General features: G+C 60.7%; 13 protein-coding genes. 8 read left to right on the top strand and 5 right to left on the bottom strand.

Going from position 1 to position 13579, the window contains the following annotated elements; translation table 11 throughout:
- Positions 1-182 precede the first annotated feature (182 nt).
- Together ACESTR_RS01850 and ACESTR_RS01845 are read left to right on the top strand one after the other, a co-directional pair.
- A complete protein-coding gene (locus tag ACESTR_RS01850; RefSeq protein ID WP_039940183.1) occupies positions 183-1172 on the top strand; it encodes a polyprenyl synthetase family protein in 990 nt (329 codons plus the stop codon).
- 37 nt (positions 1173-1209) lie between these two features.
- A complete protein-coding gene (locus tag ACESTR_RS01845; RefSeq protein ID WP_227042314.1) occupies positions 1210-2508 on the top strand; it encodes an MFS transporter in 1299 nt (432 codons plus the stop codon).
- Between the two features lie 600 nt (positions 2509-3108).
- Here the strand turns inward: ACESTR_RS01845 and rplS are convergent.
- Positions 3109-3489, bottom strand: a complete 381-nt coding sequence (gene rplS / locus ACESTR_RS01840; protein WP_009597593.1) for a 50S ribosomal protein L19 — start codon at positions 3487-3489, stop codon at positions 3109-3111.
- A 674-nt stretch (positions 3490-4163) separates the two neighbouring features.
- Here rplS and surE point away from each other — a divergent pair.
- The 3 genes from surE to ACESTR_RS01825 are packed head-to-tail and all read left to right on the top strand — an operon-like array spanning position 4164 to position 6583.
- A complete protein-coding gene (gene surE, locus ACESTR_RS01835) occupies positions 4164-4937 on the top strand; it encodes a 5'/3'-nucleotidase SurE (RefSeq protein ID WP_009597616.1) in 774 nt (257 codons plus the stop codon).
- Between the two features lie 34 nt (positions 4938-4971).
- Positions 4972-5943, top strand: coding sequence for a sensor histidine kinase (locus tag ACESTR_RS01830; RefSeq protein ID WP_009597670.1), 972 nt, complete (start codon positions 4972-4974; stop codon positions 5941-5943).
- 4 nt (positions 5944-5947) lie between these two features.
- Complete coding sequence (locus ACESTR_RS01825; protein WP_009597668.1) at positions 5948-6583, top strand: response regulator; 636 nt, start codon at positions 5948-5950, stop codon at positions 6581-6583.
- A 94-nt stretch (positions 6584-6677) separates the two neighbouring features.
- Here the strand turns inward: ACESTR_RS01825 and cls are convergent, their stop codons facing one another.
- Both cls and ACESTR_RS01815 read right to left on the bottom strand, forming a co-directional pair.
- The gene (cls, locus tag ACESTR_RS01820; protein ID WP_014775468.1) at positions 6678-8093 is read right to left on the bottom strand and encodes a cardiolipin synthase; all 1416 of its coding nucleotides are present in this window, start codon (positions 8091-8093) and stop codon (positions 6678-6680) included.
- A 39-nt stretch (positions 8094-8132) separates the two neighbouring features.
- Positions 8133-9140 carry a DUF4837 family protein gene (locus ACESTR_RS01815; RefSeq protein WP_009597647.1) on the bottom strand — a complete coding sequence of 336 codons (1008 nt, stop codon included), beginning with the start codon at positions 9138-9140 and terminating at the stop codon, positions 8133-8135.
- A 199-nt stretch (positions 9141-9339) separates the two neighbouring features.
- Between ACESTR_RS01815 and ACESTR_RS01810 the strand changes: the two genes are divergently transcribed.
- Genes ACESTR_RS01810 through efp form a run of 3 tightly spaced genes read left to right on the top strand, consistent with a single transcriptional unit; the run spans position 9340 to position 11089 of the window.
- Positions 9340-9912, top strand: coding sequence for a polysaccharide deacetylase family protein (locus ACESTR_RS01810; protein ID WP_022043790.1), 573 nt, complete (start codon positions 9340-9342; stop codon positions 9910-9912).
- Between the two features lies 1 nt (position 9913).
- The gene (locus tag ACESTR_RS01805; RefSeq protein WP_130063150.1) at positions 9914-10462 is read left to right on the top strand and encodes a UbiX family flavin prenyltransferase; all 549 of its coding nucleotides are present in this window, start codon (positions 9914-9916) and stop codon (positions 10460-10462) included.
- Between the two features lie 60 nt (positions 10463-10522).
- Entirely contained in the window at positions 10523-11089 is a 567-nt protein-coding gene (efp, locus tag ACESTR_RS01800) for an elongation factor P (protein ID WP_009597599.1), read from the top strand.
- Between the two features lie 98 nt (positions 11090-11187).
- On the opposite strand, the gene ACESTR_RS01795 is transcribed toward efp, so the two are convergent.
- Both ACESTR_RS01795 and ACESTR_RS01790 read right to left on the bottom strand, forming a co-directional pair.
- On the bottom strand, positions 11188-12081 hold the full coding sequence (locus tag ACESTR_RS01795) for a hypothetical protein (RefSeq protein ID WP_373178710.1): 894 nt from the start codon (positions 12079-12081) through the stop codon (positions 11188-11190).
- A gap of 11 nt (positions 12082-12092) precedes the next feature.
- The gene (locus ACESTR_RS01790) at positions 12093-13577 is read right to left on the bottom strand and encodes a RagB/SusD family nutrient uptake outer membrane protein (protein ID WP_022043787.1); all 1485 of its coding nucleotides are present in this window, start codon (positions 13575-13577) and stop codon (positions 12093-12095) included.
- Positions 13578-13579 lie beyond the last annotated feature (2 nt).

Genomic DNA, 13579 nt, shown 5'->3' with positions numbered 1-13579 from the left:
CTGTCTGAGTGAACGTGTTAAGCTTCGCAAAGGTACGAAAAAACATTTACTTGACGAGCGGCGATTGCGAAAAATCACTATCTTTGCCAAAGATATGCGGCGACCCGGTGTGCGGGGCATTTCCCGAACAGGCCTTCGCTCCGGGCCGTGTTGCGTCCGTTGCCGCGAACAGATTAGGCTTTATGATTACACTCGATACGATCCGCAAACCCGTGACTGCGGAACTGGAGGCGTTCGACGAATTCGTCGATCGTCAGTTTACGGCCGAGGGGGAACTGCTCTCCGACATGCTGCGTTACGCCCTGTCGTCGCGCGGCAAAGGCATCCGGCCGCTGCTGGTGCTGTTGTCGGCCGCGATGAATTCGCCGGTGGCGGAGGCGGCCAAGGGGCGCCGGGTCCATCTGGCAGCCATGCTCGTGGAGATGATTCACGTGGCGTCGCTGATTCACGACGACGTGATCGACGAAGCCGACATGCGCCGCGGCAAGCCGTCGGCCAATGCGCGCTGGCAGTCGCACAAGGCGGTGATTCTGGGCGACTACATTCTGGCCCGCAACCTGAGCATCGGCCTGACGAGCGGTCAGTTCGATCTGGTGACGCACGTCTGCGGGTCGATGGCGGCGCTCTGCGAAGGCGAGGTGCTGCAAAGCGAGTGCGCCGAAAAGCATACCATGACGCGGCAGGCGTACCTCGACATCATCTATAAGAAGACGGCGTGTCTGATCGGCGTCAGCGCTTCGGCCGGGGCGATGGCCGTGGGCGCTTCGCAGCAGAAGGTGGCCCTGATGCGCCGCTTCGGCGAGGCCGTGGGCATGGCTTTCCAGATACAGGACGACATTCTCGACTACACGCGCACGGCGCATACGGGAAAACCCGCCAACAACGACCTGCGCGAGGGCAAGATCACCCTGCCGCTGCTGGCCGTGCTGGACAAGGCGCCGGCCGAACGCCGCACGGAGCTGCTGGGGCGGCTGGCGTGCTGCCACGACGACGAGGAGTCGGTGGAATACCTGCAGCGTACGGTCGAGAACGAAGGCGGACTGACCTTCGCCGCCGAGGTGATGCGCAGCTATATCGCGCGGGCCGTGGAGATGCTCTCGGAATACGAGGCGTCGGATTACCGTACGGCGCTGGCGAACCTCTGCGCCTACATCGCCGAACGGGACCGGTAAACGGGAAAACTCATTAACCTAAATTTCATAAAACTCAATGGAGACGAAAAAACAAAATTACACTTTGCCGATCATTGTGATGATCTTCCTCTTCGGTATGATCTCATTCGTGACGAATCTGGCATCACCTATGGGTGACATTCTGAAGTACCAGTTCAATGTGCCCAACTGGATGGGAACGCTGGGCGTGTTCGCGAACTTCATCGCTTATGCGATCATGGGGTATCCTGCCGGCAACATGCTGCAGAAGTACGGCTACAAGAAAACCGCACTGGTCGCTATCGCCGTCGGCTTTACCGGCGTCGGCATCCAGACGCTCTCCGGCTCGGTCGAGAGCTTCGGTGTCTATCTGCTCGGCGCCTTCATCGCAGGTTTCTCCATGTGTTTGCTCAACACCGTCGTGAACCCGATGCTCAACAAGCTCGGCGGAGGCGGAAACAAAGGCAATCAGCTCATTCAGGCGGGCGGCTCGTTCAACTCGCTCTGCGGCACGGCGGTCATCATCCTGACCGGCCTGCTGATTCCGGAGGGTATCAAGAATGCGCAGATCAGCAACGTATTCCCGCTGATGTACGGCGCATTGGCCATTTTCGCATTCGCATTCATCGTGATCGCGCTGACGAAGATTCCGGAGACCCAGAAGACGGAGGGCAAGAAAGTCGCCGAGACGTCCAAATACAGCCCGCTCTCGTTCCGTCACTTCATTCTCGGTTCCGTGGCGATTTTCGTCTATGTGGGTGTCGAAGTCGGCGTTCCCAACGTGCTGCAGAAGTGGCTGCAGAATCCTGAGCTGAATGTGCTGGGCAGCGGCGTGAACGTCGAGGCTATCGCAGGTTCGGTCGCCGCTACGTATTGGCTGCTGATGCTGGTCGGCCGGCTTCTGGGCGCGATGATCGGCAGCAAGGTGTCGGCGAAAAGCATGCTGATGGTCGTATCTTCGGCCGGCCTGCTGCTGACGCTGGGCGCCATGTTCGCGCCGAACGTGCCGGTCAACCTGCCGGTTTTCAACGGCGCGGAGGGCTTCGGACTGGTCAACGTGCCGGTGAGTGCCGCGCTGCTGGTGCTTGTCGGTCTCTGTACTTCGGTCATGTGGGGAGGCATCTTCAACTTGGCGGTAGAAGGATTGGGTAAATATACGGAAAAGGCTTCCGGTATTTTCATGGCGCTGGTCTGCGGCGGCGGCATCCTTCCCCTGCTGCAAAACGGCATCGTCGATTTGACGGGCGGCGTAGGTTACCTGACGAGCTATTGGGTGATCGTAGCCGGTTTGGCCTATATGCTCTACTATGCGCTTATCGGTTCGAAGAACGTCAACAAGGATATTCCGGTGGACTGATGCTCCGGTCGGAAAACGAAAAATCCCGGTGCCGAGTTTGCGGCGCCGGGATTTTTTTGCTGTAGCCGGGGAGGGGCAGCGGTTGTTTGCAGGCGACGGGGGCTTGCAGAGGGAGGGAATGCTTAATCCGGCCGGCGGAATGGCGCGCCGGGATGGGCCGGAGCAGGGAGCGGAGAAGGGGCCGCACAGGAGCAGGAATGCGGATGCGGAGAGCCGCCGCAGACGGCGAGATGCAGGTGGCGGGGAGATGCAGGTGGCGGGGAGGTCGGGCAGGAAACTGAATGGCGGGGCGGAATAAGAAGCGGAGGACGGGGCGGGCTGAAGGGGACGGGCGGCGGCTTCGGATGGAAGAGACGGCGGATAAGAGAAAAGGCAGCCCGAACTGAAAGACGGCGGCTATAAATAAGAAATAAGTGATGCGCTCGTGGGCGTCGGACTGCGGGCCTGAGAGGGACGGACTGCGGGACGGAATGGAAAGAACAGCCGGTTGAAGAGAAAGGACGAAGCGAAGGGGCGGAATGAAAACGGAACGGGGCGTCGCGGGCAATAAAAAAAACAGGGAAGCCGGAGCTTCCCTGTTTTTCTTGCTGACCGTCCGGATTATTTCTTGTCCGCGCTGGTCATGCGCTTCTCCTTGATGCGGGCCTTCTTGCCGGTCAGATCGCGCAGGTAGTAGATACGTGCGCGGCGTACTACGCCGACCTTGTTGACCTCGATCTTGTCGATGTGGGGCGAGTAGAGGGGGAAGATACGCTCCACGCCCACGCCGCCCGAAATCTTACGGATCGTGAACATCTTGGTCTTGCCCGAACCCTTGATCTGGATAACTACGCCGCGGAAACTCTGCACGCGCTCCTTGCTACCCTCGACGATTTTGTAGGATACGGTGATCGTGTCACCGGCCTTGAACGACGGAACATCGGCATCCGTCTTTGCCCACATCTGCTCGTTTACGAGCTTGATGATTGCGTCTTTGTTCATTGTTGCAACAATTATTGTGTTTCGCACCCAACATTCCCGCTGTGCCCGGCTTACCATACGGATACCCTGATCCGTAATCCTGCGTCCGCGGCTTCGGACCGCCTGAGCCGTCCCCGCCCTCCTGCGCAACTGCGCGGCACCCAATGAAAGAGGTTGATATACGCCCTGAAAGGGAGTGCAAATATACGAAGTTTTTTTCATTCGGCGCAAACGGGGCGTAAAAATATCGTTTCGGGGCGCGATTTATCGTTGTCTTTACGGAAAACGGGGGCGGTTCGGGCGGAACGGGAGACGGCTTTGGTGAAGCGGAGGGCGGCATGGCTACAACAGGGACGGCATGGCTACAACAGGGACGGCATGGACACAACAGGGACGGCTTCGACAAGAGGGGAGGCGGTTTTGGTGAACAAGGGGCGGTACGGACAAAACGGGAGGTGCAGTGCGGATAAAACAGGACGGCATGGATACAACGGGACGACGCGGACAACAAGGTGCGGTTCGGACGAAACAAAGTGCGCCACGGACAAAATCGGAAACAAATTTTCGTTTTGTCGCCCGCCTTTCACTATCTTTGCGGGGAGACAGACGCCGGGCCGGCAGGTCGAATCCGGCAAAATTTTGTGCGGATACGCATTTGAGAACGGTTTGTGCTGTCTTTGCGATAAACTTGAGATATGAAGGAAGAGAGACTGATACTTGTCACCAACGACGACGGCTACGATTCGAAAGGACTTGCGGCGGCCGTGGAGGTCGCGCGCGGCTTCGGCCGCGTGGTCGTGGTGGCGCCCGAAACGACGCAGAGCGGCATGAGCCAAGCCATCACGATGTACAACCCGCTGTACCTGCGCTGTGTGCGGAAGGAAGAGGGGCTGGAGGTGTACGCCTTTTCCGGCACGCCGGTGGACTGCGTGAAGATGGCGTTCGATTACCTGCTGCGCGAAGAGCGCGTCGATCTGGTAATTTCGGGCATCAACCACGGCTCCAACTCCGCCGTGAACGTGCTTTATTCGGGGACGATGGGCGCGGCGATCGAAGGCAGCTTCTACGGCTGTCCCGCCGTCGGGCTGTCGCTCGACGACCACGGCGAGGACGCCGATTTCGAGGCGGCGGTGGCGTACGGCAGGCGGATCGTGGGCAGCGTGCTCGAAAACAGGATCGAGCTGCCGCTCTGTCTGAACGTGAACGTTCCGGTCGGCAGGCCCGACGAGCTGCGCGGCATCCGTCTTTGCCGCCAGAACCGCGGCTTCTGGCGCGAGGAGTTCTACCGCCACGAGGATCCCCGCGGCCGGGAGTATTTCTGGCTTACGGGAGCCTTCGTCAACGAAGAGCCGGAGGCGCAGGACACCGACGAATGGGCCTTGTCGCATGGTTACGTCTCGGTGGTGCCCGTGCAGGTGGACCTGACGGATTACCGTCAGCTCGGAGCGCTTGCCGAAGTGCTGAAATAATCGTATATTTGCAGTAAAGTAAATAGTCAGGCCTATGCTGATCAAAATCCTGCTCGTCATTTCGATCATCGTCCAGACCCTCGCCACGGCTTACGCCCTGCGGCTGGTACGCGCCACCAAGTACAACTCGGTGTGGATTCTCTTCATCGTGGGCTTTTCGCTGCTCTCCGTCGAGCGGTTCGTGCAGCTGCTGATGGCCGGCGGGCACTACGTGCCGCGCTGGTGGTTCGGCTATCTGGGGATCGTGGTCTCGGTATGTCTGTCGATCGGCGTCATGTACGCCCACAAGCTGTTCAAATACATCGACCGTCTGAACCGGCAGCGGCAGCTGCTCAACAAACGCATCCTCACGGCCGTGCTCCGCACCGAGGAGAAGGCCCGGTCGCGCTTCTCGAAGGAGCTGCACGACGGACTCGGCCCGCTGCTGTCGTCGGCCCGGATGTCGCTCTCGGTGCTTTCGCGCGAGGAGCGCTCTGCGGACCAGCGCGAGATCATCGACAATACGACCTATGTGATCGACGAGGCGATCCGTTCGCTGCGCGAGATATCGAACAACCTCTCGCCGCATGTGCTCAACGATTTCGGACTGGCGCGCGGCGTGCAGAACTTCATCGACAAGAGCGCGGCGATGCACGACGCGAAGATACGCTTCACGACGAACCTCCGCACGGAGCGTTACGATACAGATATAGAGGTGATCCTCTACCGCGTGATCTGCGAGCTGATAAACAACTCGCTCAAGCACGCCGCCTGCACGTCGATCAACCTGTCGCTGTCGCAGAACGGCTCGGAGCTGGCTCTCGACTATACGGACGACGGGCGCGGGTTCAATCCGCAGGCGATGATGGACTGCGGCATGGGGCTTTCGAACATCTCGTCGCGCATCAATTCGCTGGGCGGGACCTTCGACATTTCGAGCGCCAAGGGCAAAGGCATGCGCGCCGCGATCCGGGTCAATACGCAGCAGGAACCGGCGCTCCCGAAGCGCAAACGCCGTAACCGGTAGAATCATGGAACGCAAAATAGTACTCGTAGACGATCATTCGCTCTTCCGCAACGGACTGCGGGGGCTGCTCGAACGCTGCGCCGGGTGCCGCGTCGTGGGCGAAGCCGCCAGCGGCGAGGAGTTTCTCGCGATGCTGCCCGGACTGGAGACCGACGTGGTCTTCATGGATTTCGCCATGCCGGGACTCGATGGGGCGCAGACCACCGAACGGGCGCTGGCCCGGCGGCCCGATCTGCGGATCATCACCCTCTCGATGTTCGGCGAGGAGAGCTATTATTCGCGCATGGTGCAGGCCGGGGCGCGGGGATTTCTGCTGAAGGATTCCGACATCGGCGACGTGATCGAGGCCATCGACGCGGTGATGTCGGGCGGAAGCTATTTCAGCCCCCAGCTGCTTTCATCGCTCACGGGGCGGATGCGCACGCGCGACGACGTGCCCGACGAGCAGCTCTCGGTCCGCGAACGCGAGATTCTGGTGGCCGTGTGCCGCGGACTGTCGAATCAGGAGATCGCCGACGAGCTGTTTATTTCGAAGCGCACGGTGGACAAGCACCGGGCTAACATTCTCGAAAAGACCGGCTGCAAGAACACCGCCAGTCTGGTCGTTTACGCCATCCGCAACGGAATCGTCGAAATCTGACCTCCTGAAATCCTGATGTCGGGAAAAATCGTCCGGCCGCATGCGTCTGTATTCGCGTGCGGCGTATTGGTATGCGCTGTTGGCTGCAGCGCGTTTACAGCAGCGGCGAGAAGACCCGCATGAGCGATTCGGCGACGCGGCGGCTCCGGGGGCGGCGGAACCATTCGGCCGGGGTGAGCGGATGGCTGCGCGACTGGTCCTCTTCGAAGACGGAGGCCATGCGCGCCGTGAATTCCCCGTCGTAGACGAAGGCGTTGACTTCGAAGTTGTGTTCGAAACTGCGGAAGTCCATGTTCGCGGAGCCGATGACCGAGAGCATGTCGTCGATGATGAGCAGTTTGGAGTGCAGGAATCCCGGCATGTAGAAGAGTATCTTTACGCCGGCCTTCATCATGTCGTCGAGGTAGGAGTGCGTCGCCAGATCCACGACCTTCGAATCGGAGCGTGCGGGGAGCATCAGCCGCACGTCGATGCCCGCCAGCGCGGCCTCCTGCAGCGCCGAGTTGAGGACGTCGGACGGAAGGTAGTAGGGGGTTTGGATCCACACCCGCCGCCGGGCGCGGGCGATGGCGTAGCTGTCGGCCTGCAGCAGCGTCCGCCATTTGCCGAAGGGGCCGCTGGAGACGATCTGCATGATGTTGTCGGTGAAACGCGCCGCGGGGGGATAGTATTCCGCCGCGGCGATCTGCTGCTTGGTGGTCGCCGACCAGTCGCTCAGGAACGACGCCTGAAGGCCCGCGGCGCCGCTGCCCTCGATCCGGAAATGGGTGTCGCGCCATGTGCCCCACCGGGTGCCGCGGACGTAGCGGTCGGCGATGTTCATGCCGCCGAGGAAGCCCACGCAGCCGTCGATGACGGCGATCTTGCGGTGGTTGCGGTAGTTGACCTTGCTGGTGAAGAGCGGGAATTTGACGTGCAGGAAGGCGTAGACCTCGATGCCTTCGCTGCGCATGCTGCGGAAAAAGGATTTTTTGGCCCCGCTGCTGCCCACGTCGTCGTAGAGGATGCGCACCTCGACCCCTTCGCGGGCCTTTGCGATCAGCGCGTCGCGCAGGCGGCGGCCCGTTTCGTCGTCGTTGAGGATGTAGTACTGGATGTGGATGTGGTGCTTTGCGCAGGCGATTTCGGTCAGCAGGGCCTCCATCTTCGACCGCCCGTCGGTGTAGGTGGTGATCCGGCTGCCGTAGAGCGGGATCGAGTGGCTCGTGTTGGTCAGCAGGGCGGCCAGCGGGCGGTACGCTTCGGGCAGGTCGGGACCGTCGGTGTGCTCGGCTTCTTCGAGCTGCAGGGTGATGCGCTTGCGCGTCCGGCGCGAGATGATGCGCTGTTTGGAGAGGTTCTGGCCGAAGAAAAAATAGAAGATCAGCCCCAAGACGGGGGCCAGCACCAGCACGATGATCCACGGCAGCGTCTTCAGCGGATTGCGGTTGTCGGTGATGACGACCAGAATGATGCCGAGGATGGTGACCGAATAGATAATCAGAAAAATGTATGTCAGAATTTGTTGCATACGGGTTTCTTCATCGGTGCGGAGGACCGCCGGGCGGGGTTACTGCCGGGGCTGCTCCGGAAATTTCAGCAGGTAGAGCAGGTGCTCCACGCCGCGCACGTAGTTGCGCTTGTGGTTTTTGGGCGAGTAGACGTAGCAGTCGATGGTCAGGACGCGGCCGGTGGCCGTATCGACGGTCGTGTAGCTGACGAACGGGCCGCCCATGAAGTCGCCGTGGACATCCCAGAAACCGCGCAGCTCGCACCACAGGCGTCCCTCCATGCGGAACATGCGGTAGTCGGGTTCGAACGCTTCGGAGGTGGTCATGTACGAACCGTCGGACGGACCCGGAATGCGGGCGGCGAATTCGTTGCGCGCCGCGAGCAGGGCGCCCGGCGAGAGCGACTCCTTGCCCCGGTAGGGGTAGGAATAGATGAAGAAGCCCTGACTGGCCGTGGGGTATTCGTAGCGCGCCCAGAGGAAATCCTTCTCGTCGGCGGCCAGCACATAGCCTTTCGGTACGGTCATGTCGACCCCGAACGTGCTCTTTATCGCCTTGGCGACGCGCTGTTCGGAGAAGGCTTCGGCGAATTTGACCGCCCGGTCGCGCTCGGCCTTTTCGAGCACCTGCACCAGACTTTCGCGGTGCTCGGAGAGGTAGTCGGTGAGCGCCTTGTCGTCGGGACCCTGCAGGGTCAGCACGATCTGCGGTTCGGCCGTCACGTCGTACTGGACGGCGATGTTGGTCGCGGCGAGCGAAGGGTCTTCGACGATCTTGAGGATGTTGCGGTGGTCGGCGACCATGCCCGTGAATCCCCGTTCGGTGACGCGGAGCACGTCGAACAGCGGCTCGGTCTGGTTGAGGTAGGGAACCGGAGCCGTGAGTATCGAGCGCAGCGTGTCGCCCAGCTCGCCCGTCCACTCCTGCTGGGGGCAGACGACGATCAGCTCGTAGGGGGAGCCTTGAGCGGTTTTGAGCCGCGATTTTGTCAGCGAATGGAATGCGTCGCAGGCCGTCATCGCTGCGAAAAGGGCCGCGGCTGCGGCAATGCGGAAAAACGTTTTCATAGCCGGTCGTAAGTTGATTCTACACACAAATATAGCTAATTTTTCGGAAAAGCGCGGATTTTCACTATTTTTGCAGGATGATAAATTCCCCGCCCGGACCGGTACGGACGAAACGGTTCGCCGCTGTCGCGGTCTGCGCGGGCTTGGTCCGGAATAGGAAACCATGCGTTTAAAACCACCGAAAATAATCCGCCGGCTTATGCCGGACCTGATCTGGGAGATCGACGACCCGGAGGGCGTGTTCCTCACGTTCGACGACGGACCGACTCCCGGCATTACCGAGTGGATTCTCGCCACACTGGACAAGTACGATGCCAAAGCGACGTTTTTCGTGTTGGGAAAAAACGTCGAGATGTATCCCGACCTGTTCAGGCGCATCGTCGATGCGGGACACAAGGTGGGCAACCACACCTATTCGCACCAGAAGGGGTGGGGCATGAGTCTCGAACGCTATACGGAGGATGTGGATTTTGCCAACGACCTGATTCATAGCGAACTGTTCCGGCCGCCCTATGCGCGGATCACGCCGGCGCAGGCGCGGTTTCTGGGGCAGCGTTACAAGCTGGTGATGTGGGACATCATTTCGCGCGACTACAACCGCAACCTCTCGCCCCGGACCTGCCTGAGGAACGTGACGAAGTATCTGGCGCCGGGGGCTATCGTGGTGTTTCATGACAGCGAGAAAGCCTTCCGCAACATGCGCTACGCCCTGCCCCGCACGCTGGAGAAAATCAGACAGATGGGGCTGAAATGCAAAGCCATCGAATTCTGACATGAAGATCGTCGTCGCCATAACCGCCGCCAGCGGCGGTATTTACGCCCGGCTGACACTCGAACGGCTGCTGCGCTCGTCCGAAGTGTCGCAGATCGCGCTCGTATGCAGCGCCCATGCCCGCGAAGTGCTGGCGCACGAGGATGTCGTGCTGCCGGAGGATGGGCGTATCCGGCTCTTCGGCAACGACGATCTGTTTGCGCCGCCGGCGAGCGGCTCGGCCCGCTACGACGCGATGGTCGTCGTGCCCTCGACGGTCGGCACCGTGGGGCGTGTGGCGGCCGGTGCGGCGCAGAGCCTGATCGAGCGGGCCGCCGACGTGATGCTCAAGGAGCGTCGGCGGCTGGTGTTCGTGGTGCGCGAGACGCCCCTGTCGCTGATCCACCTGCGCAACATGACGGCGCTGACCGAAGCCGGGGCCGTGATTCTGCCCGCATGCCCTTCGTTTTACGCCGGGGCGCAGGACGTCGAGGCCCTCTGCGGCACGGTCGCCGACCGCGCCGTGGCGCTGCTCGGCGTCGATGCGGAGCACTATGAATGGGGCGAATAGGAATTTACGGATTTTTTTCGTAACTTTGCGACCTCGAAAAACATCTAAACAGAATACCTTATGGCAACTACAGCTGACATCAAGATCGGTATGTGCATCGAACTGGATGGCAAGACCTTCCAGATCGTGGATTTCCAGCACGTGAAGCCGGGGAAAGGCCCTGCTTTCGTGCGCACCAAACTCAAGAACCTCGAATCGGGCCGCGTACTCGACAACACCTTCTCCGCAGGATCGAAGATCGAACCCGTACGCGTCGAACGCCGTCCCTATCAGTTCACCTACGAGGATGATCTGGGCGCCCACTTCATGCACACGGAGACCTTCGAGGAGATCAATATCGACAAGGACCTGATCACCAACTACGACCTGATGGCCGACGGCCAGATCGTCGAGGTGATGTTCCACACCGAGAAGGAGACCGTGCTTTCGGCCGAGCTTCCCCCGATCGTGGACATGGAGGTGACCTACACCGAGCCGGGCATCAAGGGCGATACCGCATCGACCAACTCGCTCAAACCCGCCACGGTCAATACCGGCGCAACGGTCCGCGTGCCGCTGTTCATCAACACGGGCGACAAGATCCGCGTAGACACCCGCACGCGCGAATATTACGAGCGTATCAAGTAAATCGCCGGGCGAATGCCGGTTCCGGGCCGAACGTCCGGATCGGAAATAAACGGGGGCTGCTTTTGAAAGCAGCCCCCGTTTATCGGTTTGTGCGGCGGTCAGTCGCCGACCTTATACATGACGTAGAAGAGTTCCGTCGAACTGCGCCACATGTTGTCGTAGAACGAGTCGCGTCCCGGTTCTCCGGCGGCGCTGGGCAGCAGGAAGCGGAAAAGCCGGTTGTTGCCTTCCGTGCCGAAGATCATGGTCGAGGAGACGTTGTTCTGCGTGATCTTCATCTGGTTGGTGGTCAGGTCGAGGGTCCACTGCGATTCGCCCGGCGGAAGCAGGTGACGCAGACGCGGGTTCATGTCCAGCGGGGCTTCGACGCTGTAAGGCGCGTAGACACCCCAGAAATTGCCGTACGCCCCGTCGTCGCCGGCCGAATGGACGAGCGTTCCGGTGAGTTCGTTGTCGGAGATCTCGCCGAGCGTGATCGTCACCCGGTCGTCGTATTCGGGAAGTCCGTAGGTGCCGAATTCGCCGCTGCTGAGCTGCGTCGTCCAAGCTCCGTCGCCGACGCCGCTGACCCGCTGGTTGCACGCCAGCTTGACATCGACGATGCGCCATGTGCCGAGGAAGAACGGATCGTAGGTTTCGAGGTAGATCCACCAGTCGAGCCTGTGTCCCGACCGGGAGGTCACGGTGATGCGCGCCCGGCGTTCGGGGTTGCTGAAATTGAGCACGTCGCCGTTCCCGACGCTGGCGCCCTCCGAGACGACGATTCCCTTGACGGGAACCCGGTCGTAGGCGAAGCCGGGAGTTTCGAGGATATAGACCGTTGCGGTGGCCCGGCTGCCGTCGCGGTCGATGATGGCGGTTCCCATCTGTCCTTCGACGCGCAGTTCGAGCAGCGAATGTTCGTTGCCGGAAAGGTCCTCGTTGATGGTCTTCGTACACGATGACAGGGCCGTGACAAGCAGAAGGGCGGTCGGTATGAGGTATTTTTTCATCTTCGTAGTGTCTATTTAACGTTCGGGTTCAAATCGAGTTCGCGCTGCGGGATCGGGTAGAAGGCCGCCTGCTCTTCGGAGAGTTTCGTGGCTTCGGGAACCGTGGCGGTGACCGACGCCGTGCGGCGCAGGTCGTAGAGGCGGTTGCCTTCGAACGCCAGTTCGAGGGCGCGCTCCTGAATCACGGCCTTGCGGAATTCGGCGAGACTCATGCCCTCCGGCAGCTCCGGGATTCCGGCGCGCCGGCGGATTTCGTTGACCAGCGCCAGTCCTTCGTCGGGACCGGCCGCTTCGGCGAAGACGAGCGCAATGTCCGAATAGCGGATCAGGAAGGGACGGGCGCTGGTGCGTTCGCCGATGAAGTCGGGATCGACGTATTTGGCCGAGAAGTAGCCGCGAACGGGAGAGGGGGTGACGAGTTTGCCGGTCTGGTCGTAGATGTCCTTGTGGATCAGCTCCGTGCGCCGTTTGTCGGTGGCGAGGAAGGTCTTCTCCACGAAGTTGTCCTCGACCAGGAAGACGCCCCAGCCGTTGCCGTTGCCTTTCTGGAGACTGCCGTCGCTGTAGCGGATGTAGATCGGCGCGGAGCCGTTGTTGGGCAGGAACTGGAGCGGGATTTTCGAATACATGCCTTTGTGCGTGCCGCTGCGGTCGATGCCCATGATGAAGATGTGTTCCGGTCCGTCGGGTTTCGTAACGTCGTAGATGCTGCGCAGGTCGCTGTCGAAGTTGTACGTCTCCTTATAGTCGAAAACCACCTTGCGCGACCAGTAGGCGGCCTGCGTGTACATTTCGTCGGCGTTGCGCGGCGCCGAGGCGTAGCCGGGAGCCTTGCAGGCGATGCTCGACGCGAGCGTCAGGTAGACTTTCGAGAGCAGGGCCTGCGCGCCGACCTTGTCGATGCGGCCGAAGACCTTGTTTACCGTGAGCATCTTTTCGGCCGCGAGCAGGTCCTCCAGAATCCGGTCGTAGATCTTGTCGATCGACTCGGCCATCTGGGGCGTCGTCTCTTCGAGCGACGAGAGCGGCTCGGTGTAGAGCGGAACCCGGCCGTAGGCCCGGACGAGGTTGAAATAGTTCCATGCCCTCAGAAACAGGGCCTCGCCGACGACGCGGTTTTTCACCGTCTCGTTCAGATTGCCTCCCGAAACGCGTTCGATGACCGTGTTGGCGCGGTTGATGCCGATGTAGCAGTATTTGAAGTAGTACATCGTCAGCTCGGTTTCCGAATTGACGGTCCATTGCTGCAGCATGTGGATGTCGCCCGGCTCGTCCGATTTGGGATACATCGTTTCGGTCGGGATGTCGCCCAGATACCAGATTCCGCGGAGGTATTCGAGGTAGTTCAATGCATTGTAGGCGTACATCAGGCCCGATTCGGCATCCTCCTCCGTCTTGTAGAAGTTGTCGCTCGAATAGAAGCCGTAGGGGGTCTCGTCCAGCGAGCAGGCCGAAAGCATGCCGACCGCAGCGAGCGTGAATATGATCTTTTTCATGG

This window comes from Alistipes sp. DJF_B185 (assembly GCF_964250025.1).
GTDB classification, from domain to species: Bacteria; Bacteroidota; Bacteroidia; order Bacteroidales; family Rikenellaceae; genus Alistipes; species Alistipes finegoldii.
The sequence above is the reverse complement of the archived record's forward strand: the minus strand, read 5'-3'. Positions and strand labels throughout refer to the sequence as shown.

Excerpts from the sequence above, each read along its gene's own strand:
- ACESTR_RS01850 (WP_039940183.1), top strand. The coding sequence starts at position 183 with ATGATTACACTCGATACGATCCGCAAACCCGTGACTGCGGAACTGGAG.
- ACESTR_RS01845 (WP_227042314.1), top strand. The coding sequence starts at position 1,210 with ATGGAGACGAAAAAACAAAATTACACTTTGCCGATCATTGTGATGATC.
- rplS (WP_009597593.1), bottom strand. The coding sequence starts at position 3,489 with ATGAACAAAGACGCAATCATCAAGCTCGTAAACGAGCAGATGTGGGCA.
- surE (WP_009597616.1), top strand. The coding sequence starts at position 4,164 with ATGAAGGAAGAGAGACTGATACTTGTCACCAACGACGACGGCTACGAT.
- ACESTR_RS01830 (WP_009597670.1), top strand. The coding sequence starts at position 4,972 with ATGCTGATCAAAATCCTGCTCGTCATTTCGATCATCGTCCAGACCCTC.
- ACESTR_RS01825 (WP_009597668.1), top strand. The coding sequence starts at position 5,948 with ATGGAACGCAAAATAGTACTCGTAGACGATCATTCGCTCTTCCGCAAC.
- cls (WP_014775468.1), bottom strand. The coding sequence starts at position 8,093 with ATGCAACAAATTCTGACATACATTTTTCTGATTATCTATTCGGTCACC.
- ACESTR_RS01815 (WP_009597647.1), bottom strand. The coding sequence starts at position 9,140 with ATGAAAACGTTTTTCCGCATTGCCGCAGCCGCGGCCCTTTTCGCAGCG.
- ACESTR_RS01810 (WP_022043790.1), top strand. The coding sequence starts at position 9,340 with ATGCCGGACCTGATCTGGGAGATCGACGACCCGGAGGGCGTGTTCCTC.
- ACESTR_RS01805 (WP_130063150.1), top strand. The coding sequence starts at position 9,914 with ATGAAGATCGTCGTCGCCATAACCGCCGCCAGCGGCGGTATTTACGCC.
- efp (WP_009597599.1), top strand. The coding sequence starts at position 10,523 with ATGGCAACTACAGCTGACATCAAGATCGGTATGTGCATCGAACTGGAT.
- ACESTR_RS01795 (WP_373178710.1), bottom strand. The coding sequence starts at position 12,081 with ATGAAAAAATACCTCATACCGACCGCCCTTCTGCTTGTCACGGCCCTG.
- ACESTR_RS01790 (WP_022043787.1), bottom strand. The coding sequence starts at position 13,577 with ATGAAAAAGATCATATTCACGCTCGCTGCGGTCGGCATGCTTTCGGCC.